Here is a 15,799-nt window from a genome sequence, read left to right on the forward strand (position 1 = left end):
TGATATGACAGGGCAACCTATTGGTTATCTAAAAACCTGTGCTCAGCGGCTTTACTATCAAAAAGGGAACGAAACTTTTTATTATTTGATTTTGACGATCATCATTGCGGCCGGCTTTGTCGCCGTGGCTACTTTTGCTCTGTTTCGCAGCAAGGTAGCCAAGCGGTTTGAGAATTTTGAGCGTGGGATCAATCAGCTGATTGAAGAGAGTGCATTCTCTTCACAATCGAATGATAAACAAGATGAGTTTGAACGAATTACCGAACTTGTCCGTTCACTTGCTGCCTCATCCTCCTTGGCGGAAGATAGGCTTAAAGAGACGTTACAGAAATTTGATGCACTCTATCAAAGCCAAAATCTCGGAATGTTGCTGGTGGTTGATCGCTTCATTGTCGATGTGAACCAAGCCTTGTTGGATATGCTTTCTTATTCTAGAGATGAGTTGGTTGGAAAGGTTTTAGATGAGTTTTGTATTATACAAAATGATGTGGTGTGCAGCAGTGAATTACTCTACCAAAATATAGAACAAGGGATGCGTGAATTTGAGGGACATGTTGTTACAAAGGGTCAGCAGCGTTTAGAGTGTCTTATCGAAGCTACATTGATAGAACAACGTGGGCATCGCTCTATCATGCTATCGATTACTGATATCAGCGAGCAAAAGCAGCAAGAGCAGCTTATTTACGACCTTACTCATTGTGACCCAGTGTCAGGTTTACTTAATCGTCCAACGATGATGAGCCAAGTCCAGCCTTTGATTGACAATCCGACTGAATGTGGTGGGTTTTCCGTGCTCTACCTACGGGTTAAAAGACTAAAAGAAATTTCAGAAGTGTACGGACACAGTGCTTACGATATAGCCGTTAAACATTTTTCGGCTACGCTTAGAAACCGTTTCAATACGTCCATAATGGGACGAATTAGTGAATATGAATTTATGGTGTGTGAGTTGGGTAACGGGGCAACCTCTTTTTTGATTCACAGAGGCACTAAGCTTATCGATAGTTACAAGAGGAAGACTGACATTGGCGGCTTGGAACTCGATTTGAGTGTGGAAGGCGCTGTGATTGATTCACAATTGACTATCGATTCTTTTGAAACTTTGGTTCAAAGTGGTTTTTATGCCATTCAACAAACAGAGAAAGCTGGAGCCAGCCTGGTTATTTCAGTGACACAAGAATTGTTTGTTCATGCCCAGAAGTCGTTAGCGATCAATCGAGATCTTATCTCAGCCGTGAAAGATGGTCATATTATTGCTTACTATCAGCCGATTGTTCGTGCAGACAGTGCCGAAATCATTGGCTTTGAAGCTCTGGCTCGCTGGAAGCACCCTCAACTTGGTATGGTTTCACCAACCGTATTTATCCCTTTGGCTGAGCAACGTAAAGTGATCATTGAATTGGGAGAGCAGATACTAGGCCAAGCCTGCCAATTTATTAGCGAACTGCAAACGCAGTCGCAATTTTCGTTGAGTAAACGGCTAAGTATTCACGTCAATCTTTCTAGCCCGCATTTCTACAGTAAAAAATTGGTCGGGTACTTATCAGTATTGATTGAAAAATATCAAATTGAACCGGGACAATTAGTGCTCGAATTGACGGAAAGTATGTTGTTGGGGGCTGAAGAAGAGACGATCAAACGCATGGATGCGATAAAAAAACTCGGTATACAGTTGGCGCTTGATGATTTTGGTACGGGGTATTCCTCGTTTAGTACATTGTGTGATTTTCCATTAGATATAGTGAAGTTAGACCAGTCTTATATTTCCACATTGGAATCCAATGACAAAGCCAAAACCTTGGTGCGCAGTATTATCAATATGTCGCAAGAGCTAGGCTTAACTACCGTGGCTGAAGGGGTTGAAACTGCTTCGCAACTGCGCAAACTCAAAGTCTGGAATATTGATGACATCCAAGGCTTCTATTTTTACAAGCCGATGAGTAAACAAGAGGTGTTTGATAATTTGTTGGGCGGAAAGGATATGCGGTAAAACCTGCACCATCAAAAGGCAAAAATCCCCATGCGTTGGGGATTTTTCACTAGAGCGCCTAAACCACAAGATAGGAAAGAGGAATGTCTGGGTTAATTACTTCCAAGGTGGCTTGAGTATCGGCTAAATGGCTAATACTGCCATCAGACATCTCAACTAATGCGGCTGCGACAATATTATCAAAGCGTTGGCCATCCATCATTAACTGAACAAGAGCAACTTGCAATGGTGGTAAGCTTGGGTTGAATGCGGCATTTTCAGCATACGCACCGACGTAGGTTTTACCATTCTCAATTTGCAGGGCAACACCACTGAGATTGTTGGTATAGGGTGCGTAACTGCGGTTTAGGCCATTAAGAGCTAAGCCAATGAGTGGGTCATCTTCGGTAGTTGTTTTGCCGTGGTTAGCGTCTGCCATTAGACCAGAATCAACACCTAAATCGGCAGGACCAAATGATTCAGGTAGGTACTCTTGCAGTGACTTCTCATCACGCTGTGGTAGCTGAATGGCAAGCGAGTCTGCGGTCGTAAGCTCATTCATAAACTGACGGCAGTGCCCACAAGGGCTGAAGTTGATGGTAATGTCAGCAACGCCTTGTTCACCTTTCATCCACGCATGGCTGATGGCACATTGCTCGGCGTGTACGGTTTGGCCTAATTGTGCACCGGAAAACTCCATATTGGCGCCAAAGTACAAACGGCCCGATAAACCTCTGACGATGGCTCCCACGTAAAAGTTTGAAAGCGGTACATAAGCATAGGCGGCCGCAAAAGGCAGCAGTGCAACGCGCAATTCCGCATCGTCTAAGCCAGAAAGAGAAAGCAGTTGGTTGAACTGTTCTGGTGATAGGGTTGCGTCAAAATCATCGCACAGCAGAATGGGCGACAAAAATTCTGCAACGGGTTTTGGCGTATCAGCTAGCGCCTGTTCAATACGGCTTTTCATAATGAGTCCTTATCTATGTATTGACGAATATTCTAGGCGAAGAATGAAATTTTACTGAGATTTAAGTCACGCAATTTAATGTAACATGATTTTGGTTTTCACATTTAGAGTGAGGTCACACATGAAATCGATTACAGTCAGCCTTAGAGTGAGACACGTCTACAATCAAAATCCATGAGTAGACGTATCTTTGATTTCTGTTGGCACTCTATAGCGTGGACAACCACATTGAAAAAGCAAAAAAACTTGGAGCAAGTATCGATGTGATTACGCCGCACACGACTAATGCAAGTGAACTAAAGGCTGCGTCACGTGGATCTTTTTCAGCGCAGGTTGCTGTGCCCAGCGCATGAGATACGGTGCCCATGGTTAAGCCTTTAGCAATGGGATGCGTAATGTTGAGAAGGTTGTAGATAGGGTAGGCGAGAATCGCGCCAAACAGCCCTACAATGACCACTAAAACGGCGGCAATGGCTGGCTCCCCACCGAGGTTACTGGAAACTTCCATCGCAATCGGTGTGGTGACTGATTTACCCAGTAGGCTGGCGATTAAATGTATATCCGTTTGAAGATAAACAGCAATTAAGCTGGCTGTGAGCATTGACATAGCACTGCCCACCCCGCAGGCGAGGGCAATGATGCGCCAATTTGAGCGGATCTGAGGCAGTTGTTCATAGAGAGGATAAGCCAGCGCCACCACGGCCGGTTGCAACAGAAAGCTAAGCCATTGGTTATCAGCATAGTAACTGGCATAAGGGATGTTAAAAAATAGCAAGATAGGAATGATGATCACAAGGCTGAGCAGTAACGGATTCATTATGGCCGTTTTGCATTTTTTACTGATCCAACGTGTCAGGAAAAAGACCGCAATCGTGAGCAATAACCACATCACTTATTCCCCTTTTTCAAAAAACGATCCAACCCTAAACCCAGACAAACTAATACGATCAGCGTACCGCCCACCGCGCTGGCAAGAATCGGGATGGCGTTACTCATCAATAAATCAAAATGCTCGATTAATCCGACACTGATAGGGACAAATAAAATGACCATATAACGGATAAAAAGACTGGCACTGGGTTTTACCCATTCGACAGGCACGAGCCCACTTGCCAATAAACTAAACAGAATTAGCATTCCGATAATACTGCCCGGAATGGTGATGCCAAGCCAATGTTGAAGATTGATACCTGCCATCAGGCAAAGGAAAATCAGCCCCATAGAGACCAAATATTTTGCAATGGTATTCACAATAAAAGTCGGTGCCTTGTTGTGCCTAAACTATTTTCGGAAATGGAATCGCAGCGTGTTGGTTTGAAACCTGACAGCGCGAAAACCTCGTACATTAACTCGCAATGTCTTCGACATAACGGTAAACGGATTTTAAAATAGCCATTTTCTTTTCGTCACTGCTGTGGGTGTGAACTAAGTTCTCTAAATTGAGCATGTACTCTTCAAGGTGGCTTTCGAAATAATCACGACAGTGAGTTGCCCAACGTCTTTGCTCTTCGTCACTTAATGTCAATGGGTAATGGCGAGCGCGGTAGCGAAACAGCAAGGGTTCGATGCGCTTATCGCTAAAACTAATGTCTAATGCGGCGAGGTTGACAGGATCAGCTTGGCGAATGATCTCCATCGCCGCTTTGTCGGCTGGAGAGAAGAAACCGTCGTAGAGTTGAGTATCGACATCGTCACTGTGCTTATATTCTCGCTCAATTGTGTAGAGGCCAATCAGCTTTTCTCTGATCTCAGGGTACTGCTTGATGAGCGCTAAGTGTTCAAGGCACAGGTTTCTATCGACCCCGATATGGTCTGCATTTTCGGCCGTTAATGTTTTGGCCGGCGCAAGGATAGGGCATTTATTGAGATGCACTAATTTGATGGGCACTGGCAATTCATCTTCTGCCAACTCTTCGCGTTTGGTATATAGACGTTGATGCAGTTCTTCGCTGCTTAAATCGATCAGGGGTTGAGGGTTTTTGGCAAGGTCCACCACAATAACCGCATTTTGATTGGTGGGATGCCAAGCAATCGGCACGATCCAACTGGTGTATTGGCATTCTCGGCCTAACATACCCGATACGTGCATTAAAGGTGTCATGTTGACGATATCAATCAGATCATTGAGTTTGCGTTTATGGCGCATATTAAAAAAGTAATCAAACAACTTGGGTTGGGCGGCTTTTACTTTTTTGGCCAGCTCAATGGTGGCGATAACATCGGCCATAGCATCGTGGGCATTCGCGTGTTCGATGCCATTGGCAACTGAGAGATGTTCCAACTTAAAACTGGTAAAGCCTTCGTCATTTTCGGGCCAGTTGATGCCTTCTGGACGTAGCGCATGGCAGGCGCGCATCACATCAAGTAAATCCCAGCGTGAATTGCCGTTTTGCCAGCTCCAAGCATACGGATCAATGAAATTACGATAGCAAGTGTAACGCGTTACTTCATCATCAAAACGAATACTGTTGTAACCAAGGCTGGTGGTATTGGGTGTGGCGAGTTGTTGATGAATTTTGGCGATAAATTCAGGCTCTGGCAAGCCTTGGGCCACCGCTTTTTGTGGTGTGATACCCGTAATAAGCGCCGCTTCTGGAGAAGGCAAATAGTCCGCTGGTGGTTGACAATAGATAACCAGTGGTTCGCCAATAATATTAAAATCCATATCGGTGCGAACGCCCGCAAATTGGCTCGGACGATCTTTCGCAGGGTTGACTCCCCACGTCTCATAGTCGAGGAAAAAGAAAGTAGGCGGGTGCTCTTGTCGCATTCGATAGTATCCAGTCGCTGAAATTTAAGGTTTATTAGACCATTGCCCGTGTGACATAGCAATGTGCGAAGCATGCTCTGATGAGGATTTGAAATGAAAAAGCCGGCGCATTGGCACCGGCTTGGAGAAAAACGAGAACGTTCGATACTTTCTAGGCTTGCTGTTCTTGAACTTGTACCTGTTTACCGTTCAGTAAGCGGCTGGTAATGGTACCTGCCGTCATTGAGCCTGAAACGTTCAACGCGGTGCGGGCCATATCAATCAACGGCTCAATGGAGATAAGTAGTGCTGCAATCGTCACCGGTAGGCCCATCGCTGGTAGCACGATTAAGGCTGCAAAAGTGGCACCGCCACCGACGCCGGCAATACCAAATGAGCTGATTGCGATAATCGCCACTAGCGACAAAATAAAGTGTACGTCCATTGGATTAATACCGACGGTAGGAGCAACCATCACTGCGAGCATGGCTGGGTAAATACCAGCGCAGCCGTTTTGACCAATAGTGGCACCGAATGAAGCCGATAGGTTGGCAATTGCTGGTGGTACGTTCAGCTTAGTGATTTGCGCTTCTACATTAAGAGGAATGGTTGCCGCTGAGCTACGTGAGGTGAACGCGAAGGTCAACACTGGCCAAATTTTTTGAAAATACTCTTTAGGGCTAACGCCTACAAAAGAAACCAATATACCGTGCACCACAAACATCAATGCAATGGCGACATAAGAGGCGACAATAAAACCGAGCAAACTCAGAATATCGCCCGCGCTTGATGTAGCGACAACTTTCGCCATCAACGCAGCAATACCGTAAGGGGTTAGTGCCATCACCATTTTCACGAGGCGCATCACAATCGACTGTATCGCTTCGACAAAGGTGCGGATTGGCGTTTCTAGCTCGGCTTTCTCTGACATTACTTTACGCGCCGCAATACCCGTTAGTACGCCAAAAATAACCACAGCGATGATCGAGGTTGAGCGAGCACCGGTTAAGTCGGCAAAAGGATTGGTCGGAATAAAGCTTAATAGCATTTGAGGAATAGTTAAATCACTCACAGTAGCGGCGCGGCTTTCTAGTACAGCAATACGCGCCGTTTCACGGCTGCCTTCAACGAGGCCGTCTGCTGTTAAACCAAAAGCTTGGGTGACAAAAATACCGATCAATGCCGAGACAGCGGTCGTCAGCAGTAAGATAGAAATGGTCAGGCCAGAGATTTTACCCAGCGAGCCACCTTTATCGAGCTTCACAACCGCAGCGATCATCGACACCAGCACCAAAGGCATAATCACCATTTTTAGCAAACCAACATAACCGTTACCGACGACGTTGACCCAGCCTAATGTTTCCTTGATGGCCACATGTCCTTCACCAAGAACCACTTGTAGAGCAAGGCCAAATGCGCTGCCTAGGATTAACCCAAGTAGCACTAGGCGTGAAAGAGTGTGAGACTTTTTCTGCTGTCCGAAGAGAAAAAACAGAATGCCAATAAATATTGCGAGTGCGGCAATGGCTGCAACTGACATGATGCGACACCTTAAAAGTTGTGTACCCATGATTACGTTTATCGCCGATGAGCGATGTAGTCGATAATGCTAGGTAAAAGGGGAATAAAAGCGATGAAACGCAACCATATCTTTTAACGTAGGTTAATCCAAAGACAAAATCAGCATGATTTAGAACAAATGGTTATCAATCTTTCTATTGTGCTGGTAAATGAACCGATCGGTGAGTTATTTAAGCAAGTCATTGATACTTCTTGAGCAAGGCAAGCATGTCGCGAGAGTGCAAAATATCTATGGCGTGTGGTTGTATCTGAAAGAGGCAATAGAGCATAGCGCTTGCAACATCTTGCGCGGAAATGGGGATAAAATTGCGTAAGCGCCCTAGTAGCAGAGGGTGCAATAGAGTCAGAATCACTCGTACCCATTTTTCATCCGTTCGCTTGTTTTTCCGAATGCCAGTTAGAGGCCCAGGCCTGACGAAGGTCACTTGTTCAAAACCCATTCGGCGAATGGTTTCTTCCATTCTCCCTTTGCATTGTAAGTAATGAGATCGAGAGCGAGCTTTGGCACCTAAGCTCGAAACGATGGCAATGCGCTTGACACCCAATGTCTTCATTGTTTGAGCAACTTGACAAACCAACTCATAGTCTACTTTCTCCAGCCCCTGCTTTGAACCCGCTTGCTTACGGGTAGTCCCTAGTGCGATGAGACCAAGCTGGGGAGGGACAAAACTTTCATCCCAGTGCGTGATTTGCAGCTGCGGATGAATGATTTCTTGCAACTTTGGGTGTTGGATTTCGGTGCTTTTTCTGGCTAAAGAATAGATTTGAGAGACGGCTTGCTCTTCTAGCATAATGGCTAAAGCATGCTGCCCAACGAGACCGGAAGCGCCAGCAATAATCACAGTTTTGTGTCGCTTATCCATCGTTTTCTCCTTTTTACCTTGCAGTGATTGTATGCAGTGCTGCTTACTTATGGCAGTTTATTCTTTCGCTTTCATCGTATTCAACCATTTATAAGCACCTATTTTAGAAATAATGCTTTAGTGACATTGCATCTTTATCGCTATTAACTAAATTTTTAGTGTAGGTAACTAAAAGAAATGAGCTGCTGTCAAATACAGAGATAAGGCGTAATAACAATGAAAATAAAATCTAAACTGTTGCTCAGCTTGATTTCGGCGACCATTATCCCTGTTGCTATTGTTTCAACGGTAATGGTGACGAATTTACGTTCACAAGCCGTTAGTGATTTTATTGAACAAAGTCATGGAGAAATGAGTCAGGTTGATAATGCTATCGCCATCTATTTTTCTGGCATTGAACAAAATGTGAAAATGTTAGCCAACTCACCCGCGTTGCAAAAAGTGGACAGTTCCATTACCCGTTATATCGACAAAATAGCTGAACCGATGACCCCAGATAGCAATGGAATGGTGGAGCGTGGAATTTATGAAGCGCTTTACCTTATGGGTGAGGCGCACAAAGGTTATTCGTACGTTTACATGGGAACCAAAGAGGGCGGATATATACAATGGCCGACGGGTAAGGCGTCAGACAATTATGATCCTAGAGCTCGCCCGTGGTACAAAACGGCGATGTCTAGCCCAGGCGAGATAAAACGCACTCAAGCCTATTATTGGGAGCCTGATGACGCCACGATTGTGAGCAATGTTTTGTCCTTTAATGCTGCTGGTACCCAAAATGCTGGGGTGGTTGCGATTGATGTTTCGCTAAAAACACTGACGGATATCGTGAAGAAGATAAAACTAGGCGAAACCGGATACATTATGATGGTTGAGGATAGCGGTAACGTCTTGGTGGATGCTAAGTACCCAGAGAACAATTTTCAACCCCTTGACTCCTTAGCTGCTGCATACAAAACGATAGGTCAAACATCCTCTGGTTTTATCAATATCGAAATTGGCGGTGTGGAATATATGGCTAATGTCATGAATTCCGAAAAGTTAGGTTGGAAGTTCGTTGGCCTGATTACTACCGAAGAAGTTATGGCAGAAAGCAATAGCTTGATCAAATACATTTTAGCGATTGTTTTTGTGTTGACAGTGATTTTCATCATTGGCGCACTTTTTTTAGCGGGGTTGATCGCCAAGCCGCTTAGTTTAGTTTCAAACGGCTTACAAGAGATAGCTGAAGGTGAAGGTGATTTAACCAAGGAATTGATCATTCGTTCGAACGATGAAACGGGTCAATTGGCTGTGTATTTCAACGCATTTTTGAAAGCCATTCGATTACTTGTACAGCAAATAGGCCATGCAGGAGAACAGATGGGGGAATCGGCGCAAAGAGCGGCAACAATATCGGAAGACTTGTCAGCCGTTTCTCAACGACAGAAACAAGCGGTTGAGATGGTATCAACGGCGTTTAATGAAATGGTGTCTACTGCCAATGAAGTAGCAACGCTATGCAGCTCGGCAGCCCAGGCTGCTGATGACAGTCAGCAATTAGTGAGTCAAGGCCAGCAAAATATCCACACCGCGGTTTCTAGTGTCAATCAGTTAGCTGATTATATTTCAACGTCTTCAACCACGATTCAAGAGTTAGAAAATGATAGCCAAGGTATTACTGCAATTTTAGATACCATTCGCGGCATTGCTGAACAGACCAACCTGTTGGCTTTAAACGCTGCGATTGAAGCGGCTCGTGCAGGGGAGCAGGGAAGAGGTTTTGCTGTTGTTGCGGATGAGGTTCGTGCGCTCGCAAAACGTACGCAAGATTCAACCGAAGAAATCAACGGCTTAGTGGTACGTTTGCAAAATAGGACCAAAGAAGTCGCAGAACAGATGACCGTGAGTTTAAATGCGTCACGGAAAACCGTGACAACGACTGAGTCGGTCAACGATAGCTTTACTGGCATCTATCAGTCAGTATTGTCGATTCACGATATGAATACTCAAATCGCAACGGCTGCCGAAGAGCAGCACCTAGTCGCAGAAGAAATTAATCGTAATATTCATCAAGTACAAGAAGATACTCAGAAAGTTGATGATGTATCGAGCCGAGCTCTACTGAACTCACAAAATCTCGCGAGTTCAGCTGATGATCTGAATAATTTAGTGAGTAAGTTTAAGACCCAGTAATTTCTGGGGAGATTTTTTATACCTAACCCATTTGAAGGAGAGAAAGTTAACCACTGACTTGTTGTTCCCATAAACGTGCGTAAAGTCCTGCACGTGCGAGCAACGCTTCGTGAGTACCTTGCTCGGCCACTTGTCCATCTTCGATGACGATAATGTTATCGGCATGACGAATCGTCGATAACCGATGTGCAATACTGATCACCGTTCGATCATGGCAAATGGTTTCCATGTTGCTCATGATGGCCGCCTCTGACTGATAATCGAGCGCTGAAGTCGCTTCATCAAGCAGTAAGATTTTTGGGTTAACTAACAATGCGCGAGCCAGTGCAATGCGTTGACGTTGCCCGCCAGATAAGTTGGCACCTCTTTCTCCTACTTGTTGTTCAAACCCTTGTGGCAGCGCTTCAATAAAGCTTAACGCACCAGCAAGCTTTGCAACGTTTATCAGCTCTGCATCGCTTGCATCGGGTTTACAAAGACGAATATTGTCGGCAACGCTGCCTGCAAATAGCATGCTTTCTTGCAGCACCACACTCATGCTGCGCCTTAACGAGACCGGATCTGCAATGGCGAGATCCATACCATCGACTAAGACTTGCCCATGCAAAGGTACATAAAGACGCTGTAGCAGTTTCGTTAATGTACTTTTTCCAGATCCGGAAGGCCCAGTAATACCAATAAATTGCCCCGGAGCGATGGTCAACGAGAGATTCGCTAAGACTTCCGGTGCATCGATATGATAACGGAAGCGAACATTTTTAAACTCAATGCCTCCTTGAACAGAAGGGATGGAAGCAAGGCCATCTTTACTATTTTCAGCCGGTTCGTTAAGAATGTCGCCTACGCGACGCAAGGCTACTAAGGTGTGCTGGAAATCTTGCCACACTTGCGCAAGTCGCAAAACGGGTTGAGTAACATGCCCTGCTAGCATATTGAAGGCGACCAATTCACCGGGGGTGAGCTGCCCATTGAGCACTAAATTGACTCCCCACCAAAGTAAAATGGCAGCGGCTATTTTCTGCACTAAGGCAATCAATTGCCCAGCAATTAAACTGGCTTTTTGGGCTGAAAACGCGCATTCAATTTGTCGACTGAGTATTTGCTGCCACCGTTCTAAAAATCGAGCTTCCGTTGCGGTTGTCTTGATTGTTTCTATACCCGTTATAGATTCAGTCAGGAAGGTGGTTGTCTCTGCTTCTGCGTCATACTCTGTCGTTACCTTGTGACGAACCCAAGGTCCAATACCTAACCACAGCAGAAAATAAATCACTAATGAACCGATAATCAGCCCGGTGAGCGCTGGCGCATAATGAAACATCACACCAATAAAGAGGGTGATAAAAATGAGATCCAAGAGCAGCATTAAGGTTGAGCCCGTCAAAAACTGACGTATTTGCCCCATTTCCCGTACGCGGGCGATGATTTGCCCCGTTTGACGCTGCTTGAAATAACTTAATGGAAGATTAATCAAATGCCGATACAATCGCCCCGATAGCTCTGCATTGACTTGACTAGAAAGATGACCAAAAACCGTATTGCGCAAATAACTGTAAAGAGGTTCAGCAATGGCTAGCGCAAGCATAGCCAGCGCTAAAACGTGCAAACTCGACAAACTTCGCCCCACAAGAACCTTATCAATAACGGTTTCAAAAAGTTTGGGACCAAACAGGGCAAACAGTTGCAGCACAATCGAATACAGAAACACATCACGTAGCTGTTTTGACTGACGAAGTACCGAAGGCATAAACCAGCGGAGACCAAAAGCGACATCGCTTGGCTCTATACTCTGCTCAATCAGTAATAAGACCTCATAACAGGAACTTGACGATCCTTGCGCCAACGGAAACTCGAAATAGCGCTGTTTAATGGGATCGTACAAGGTCCAACCATACTCGTTTAGCGCATGAATGACATGCCATTGCTGACGGATTTTGACCAATGCAGGTAGCGGGATCGGCTCGCTTCCTCTGACGGTGATCATTCGGCTTTTCAGACCAATAGATTGAGCGGCTCGCTGAATGTCGAGAGCACTGAGCTCATTTTCGGCAACGCCTAGTGTATGAATCAGTTGTGATGGCGTGACTTTCTTATCAAATGAAAGGCTGGCAAACGAGAGGGCCGCTAATGCGCCATGGCTTTCTTGATCATGAACCGTTGAGACGGTGTTGGTTAAGGTATCCACTCTATTTTTCTCGCAATGCTTCAGCTTGATATTCTCGGATTGGGCTGAGTAGATAATCGATGATCCGACGTTGGTCGGTTTTAATCTCAGCCACGACAGACATACCGGGCAATAAGGCAACAGAGGCACCATCGACCTCAATTGTGTGGTTTAACAATTGCACTTGAGCGGGAAAAACCAACCCAAGTTGCTCATCCATTGTCGAGTCTCTAGAAACGTGGACCAATGTTGCCGATAAGGTGCCGTAACGCGTATAAGGAAAGGCATCAATTTTCAACGTCACGGGTTGGCCAGCATAAATAAAGCCAATGTCTTTATTGAGAATTTTAACTTCGGCGACTTGTACCGAATCGTCAGGCACAATAATCATCAAGTTTTGTGCTGGTTGTAAGACTGCCCCAAGGGTGTGAACACTCAATTGCTGTACAGTGCCAGTGACAGGAGAGCGAACCACTTGTAATCCTTCATGCTCGCGTACTTTGTCCAGTTCATGTTGCAGCGCTGAGAGTTGTAGGTGTGCTTGCTGACTTTTGTCTTGCCACTCTCTGGCTTTTTGCGCACGCAGCGCTTTTAAACGCTCTTCTAGGTTGAGATATTGCTTTTGCAGCACATGTTGTTGTGATGTTTGCTGGGCTAACGCTCGTTCGGATTCTAATAACTCTTTTTCCTGCTCCAGATACTGCACTTGACCGATCAAACGCTGTTGCTTGAGCTTTTTTTGAGCATCAAGGCGCTGAGTAATATTACTCACTAACTGTTTTAAGCCTCTGATGTCGACTTCAAGTGAGGACTGGGAAGCAAGATTGACCTGCATTTCAGCACGCAAGTTTTCCAACACCGATGTGAATTCGTTCTTTTCAGTATCAAAGCTGTCGATGACCTCTTGCTGTGCCGAAGGTGCCAATGCCAAATACAGGGGATGTTGAGCTAGATCAGCCTTACCACGCAACGCTTGATACTTGAGAAATTCATGGGTTTGATAGCGTATTTGATGACGCAAACGTTCAATATCTTGGCTAACGCCTAACGTGTCCAGAGTCAGTAAGGGCATCCCTTTTTCGACACGTTCGCCGTCTGCTATATGGATTTGTGCTACTCGGCTTTGTTCGTAAGACTGAATCACTTGCGAGCGCCCAGGGACTAACAGCCGCCCGTTTGCGGTCGCTTGGATATCCAATTTCCCCCAATAGGTCCAAAGTAAGGTGAGCAGTAACCCTACACTTAGCGTGATGGCAGTGATGCGAGCAAACGGAGAGGGCGGGCTCTGCTGTAGAGCAAGATGGCCGGGTAAAAACTCAAAGTAGCCGTTCGTTTTCGGGCGCTTAGAGCGAAGCTTCTTTAACTGAGAGATCATACTCGCTCATCCTCTTGTTTTAATGCTCGTTGCAGTTGCCACAGCTGGAAATATTTGCCTTGCTCTGCGAGAAGTTGTAGATGCGTGCCTTGCTCTGCAATCTCGCCTTTTTCCAGTACGATAATCCGGTCACACTCTCTTACCGTAGAGAGGCGGTGTGCGATGGTAATAACGGTACGTCCGGCGGCAATTTGCTCCATATTGGTTTGAATGATGGCTTGTGATTCATCATCTAAAGCGCTGGTGGCTTCATCAAGAATTAAAATCTTAGGGTCTGCAAGCAGTGTGCGGGCAATGGCTAAACGTTGTCGTTGTCCGCCTGAAAGTGACTGCCCCCCTTCGGCTAAAATCGTGTCGTAACCCAGTGGCAGCTTTAAAATAAACTCATGAGCGCCCGCTAATTTTGCCGCGTGCACAATCTCATCCAAACTGGCTTGTGGCTTTGAATGGGCAATGTTGTCACTAACACTTTTACTAAAGAGAAAGTTCTCTTGTGATACCACCCCCAACTGGCGACGCAATTCATGAACACCGATCTGTTTGAGTGAGGTGTTATCGAACATGATTTGGCCTGATTCAGGGCTGTACAGCTTGAGTAACAGCCGGGCCAAGGTGCTTTTTCCCGAACCCGAGCCACCGACCACACCAATTTTCTCACCCGCTTGGATATTGAGTGAAAGCTGATTGATAGTCAGCGGTAAATCGGGTTGATAACGGAAACTCACCTGATTGAGAGTGATCGCACCTTGCAGCTGTAGAGGATGGCTGGCTTGCTGCTGCTCGGTGGGCAAATTGAGTAGGTCGGAAAGTTTATCGACTGCAATTTGCGCTTGTATAAATTGCCCCCACAGCTCGACGAGCCGGGCAAGAGTTTGTGCAACATGACTGGCGAGCATGTTAAAAGCGATCAGTTGACCTATGGTCATTTGTAACGCGAGCACTTCAGATGCGCCAATCCATAGTAGAAAGACGCTCGCTATTTTTTGGATGAACTGCACTGCGTGGCTAGAGCGGTTATTCCACTGCTGAACCACATAGTTGCTCGATATCATCTGTTCGGTTTGAGTATCCCAACGTCGAATAAAGCGAGGTTCAGTCGCTAAGCTTTTAATGGTATCACTCCCCGCGACGGTTTCAGTTAGAAACGAAGTGTTGTGCGCCATATGGGTAAATTGTTGTTCAATCGCTTGTTGCAGCCTTGGGGTTAGCCACCAAGCCAAAAAGAGATAACACGGCAGTGTGGCCAATACCAATAAGGTTAGCCCGCCAGAAAGTAAGCTCATCACATAGAAAAAGATCACGAGAAAAACGAGATCAATCGTGAGGGTAAACATCGAACCTGTGATGAACTCGCGTATGGTATCGAGCTCTCTTACTCGAGTCACAATCGCCCCAACTTGCCTTGATTTGAAAAACAGCAGCGGCAAACCAAACAGATGGTGAACCAATTTAATGCCAAGCTTAATATCAATGCGGTTAGCGGTATGAGCATATTGATATTCGCGTAAACCGCGTAGCAATACCTCAGCTATTCCAGAAATAACTAAGACGAACACTAAAACATCGAGTGTCGAGTGGGCTTGATGCACTAATACTTTGTCCATCACGACTTGGAAAAATAGCGGTGTAATAAGTGCAATAACTTGCAGTACGAAAGAGAATAAAACAATCTCAGCGATTAAATGTTTATGTTGCGATAATTCAGGTAAGAACCAACGAATATCAAAAGAGGATTGCTTTTTTTTGATATCTAGCGTTTTTCCATTCCAATTCTGTTTTAAATAGCTTGTATCTACTACTTTTGGGGTATCTGAATTACATGGATGAATTAAACATTTATCCTGTTCAACTTTAGCTAAAATAAATGGGTGATTATTTTTGTTAAATAAAATAATCGGTTTCTTTATTTTAGTAATTCCAGTAAAAGACTTCGCTTTATTAGCAGTGACTAAATAATTT

The 15,799-nt window shown here is 45.3% G+C and carries 11 protein-coding genes; 2 read left to right on the plus strand and 9 right to left on the minus strand.

All coding sequences use genetic code 11. From position 1 onward, the window contains the following. The coding region (locus tag B9J87_RS10005; protein ID WP_094150519.1) for a putative bifunctional diguanylate cyclase/phosphodiesterase at positions 1-1,990 on the plus strand (1,990 nt) is incomplete at its 5' end. A gap of 58 nt (positions 1,991-2,048) precedes the next feature. Here B9J87_RS10005 and cdd read toward each other — a convergent pair. The 6 genes from cdd to B9J87_RS10035 all read right to left on the minus strand — a co-directional run bounded on the left by cdd (position 2,049) and on the right by B9J87_RS10035 (position 8,129). Further along, positions 2,049-2,936, minus strand: a complete 888-nt coding sequence (cdd, locus tag B9J87_RS10010) for a cytidine deaminase (RefSeq protein WP_094150521.1) — start codon at positions 2,934-2,936, stop codon at positions 2,049-2,051. 208 nt (positions 2,937-3,144) lie between these two features. Then, the gene (locus B9J87_RS10015; protein WP_010319624.1) at positions 3,145-3,825 is read right to left on the minus strand and encodes a CidB/LrgB family autolysis modulator; all 681 of its coding nucleotides are present in this window, start codon (positions 3,823-3,825) and stop codon (positions 3,145-3,147) included. Beyond that, a complete protein-coding gene (locus B9J87_RS10020; RefSeq protein ID WP_033197434.1) occupies positions 3,825-4,157 on the minus strand; it encodes a CidA/LrgA family protein in 333 nt (110 codons plus the stop codon). Before B9J87_RS10020 ends, B9J87_RS10015 begins: the two co-directional genes overlap by 1 nt. A 124-nt stretch (positions 4,158-4,281) precedes the next feature. Beyond that, positions 4,282-5,706, minus strand: coding sequence for an exodeoxyribonuclease I (gene sbcB / locus B9J87_RS10025; protein ID WP_017047014.1), 1,425 nt, complete (start codon positions 5,704-5,706; stop codon positions 4,282-4,284). A 151-nt stretch (positions 5,707-5,857) separates the two neighbouring features. Then, on the minus strand, positions 5,858-7,225 hold the full coding sequence (locus B9J87_RS10030; RefSeq protein ID WP_094150524.1) for an L-cystine transporter: 1,368 nt from the start codon (positions 7,223-7,225) through the stop codon (positions 5,858-5,860). Positions 7,226-7,445: 220 nt separating this feature from the next. Then, complete coding sequence (locus tag B9J87_RS10035; RefSeq protein ID WP_094150526.1) at positions 7,446-8,129, minus strand: NAD(P)H-binding protein; 684 nt, start codon at positions 8,127-8,129, stop codon at positions 7,446-7,448. Between the two features lie 216 nt (positions 8,130-8,345). On the opposite strand from B9J87_RS10035, the gene B9J87_RS10040 reads away from it, so the two are divergent. Continuing rightward, the gene (locus tag B9J87_RS10040; protein WP_013856634.1) at positions 8,346-10,304 is read left to right on the plus strand and encodes a methyl-accepting chemotaxis protein; all 1,959 of its coding nucleotides are present in this window, start codon (positions 8,346-8,348) and stop codon (positions 10,302-10,304) included. A 46-nt stretch (positions 10,305-10,350) separates the two neighbouring features. On the opposite strand, the gene B9J87_RS10045 is transcribed toward B9J87_RS10040, so the two are convergent. The 3 genes from B9J87_RS10045 to B9J87_RS10055 all read right to left on the minus strand — a co-directional run. Continuing rightward, on the minus strand, positions 10,351-12,486 hold the full coding sequence (locus B9J87_RS10045; RefSeq protein WP_094150528.1) for a type I secretion system permease/ATPase: 2,136 nt from the start codon (positions 12,484-12,486) through the stop codon (positions 10,351-10,353). Position 12,487: 1 nt separating this feature from the next. Then, positions 12,488-13,840, minus strand: coding sequence for an HlyD family type I secretion periplasmic adaptor subunit (locus tag B9J87_RS10050; RefSeq protein ID WP_094150530.1), 1,353 nt, complete (start codon positions 13,838-13,840; stop codon positions 12,488-12,490). After that, the coding region (locus B9J87_RS10055) for a peptidase domain-containing ABC transporter (protein WP_094150532.1) at positions 13,837-15,799 on the minus strand (1,963 nt) is incomplete at its 5' end. The genes B9J87_RS10055 and B9J87_RS10050, both read right to left, overlap by 4 nt.

The sequence above is a fragment of the Vibrio sp. V19_P1S1T109 genome, from assembly GCF_002241375.1.
Taxonomy (GTDB): domain Bacteria; phylum Pseudomonadota; class Gammaproteobacteria; order Enterobacterales; family Vibrionaceae; genus Vibrio; species Vibrio anguillarum.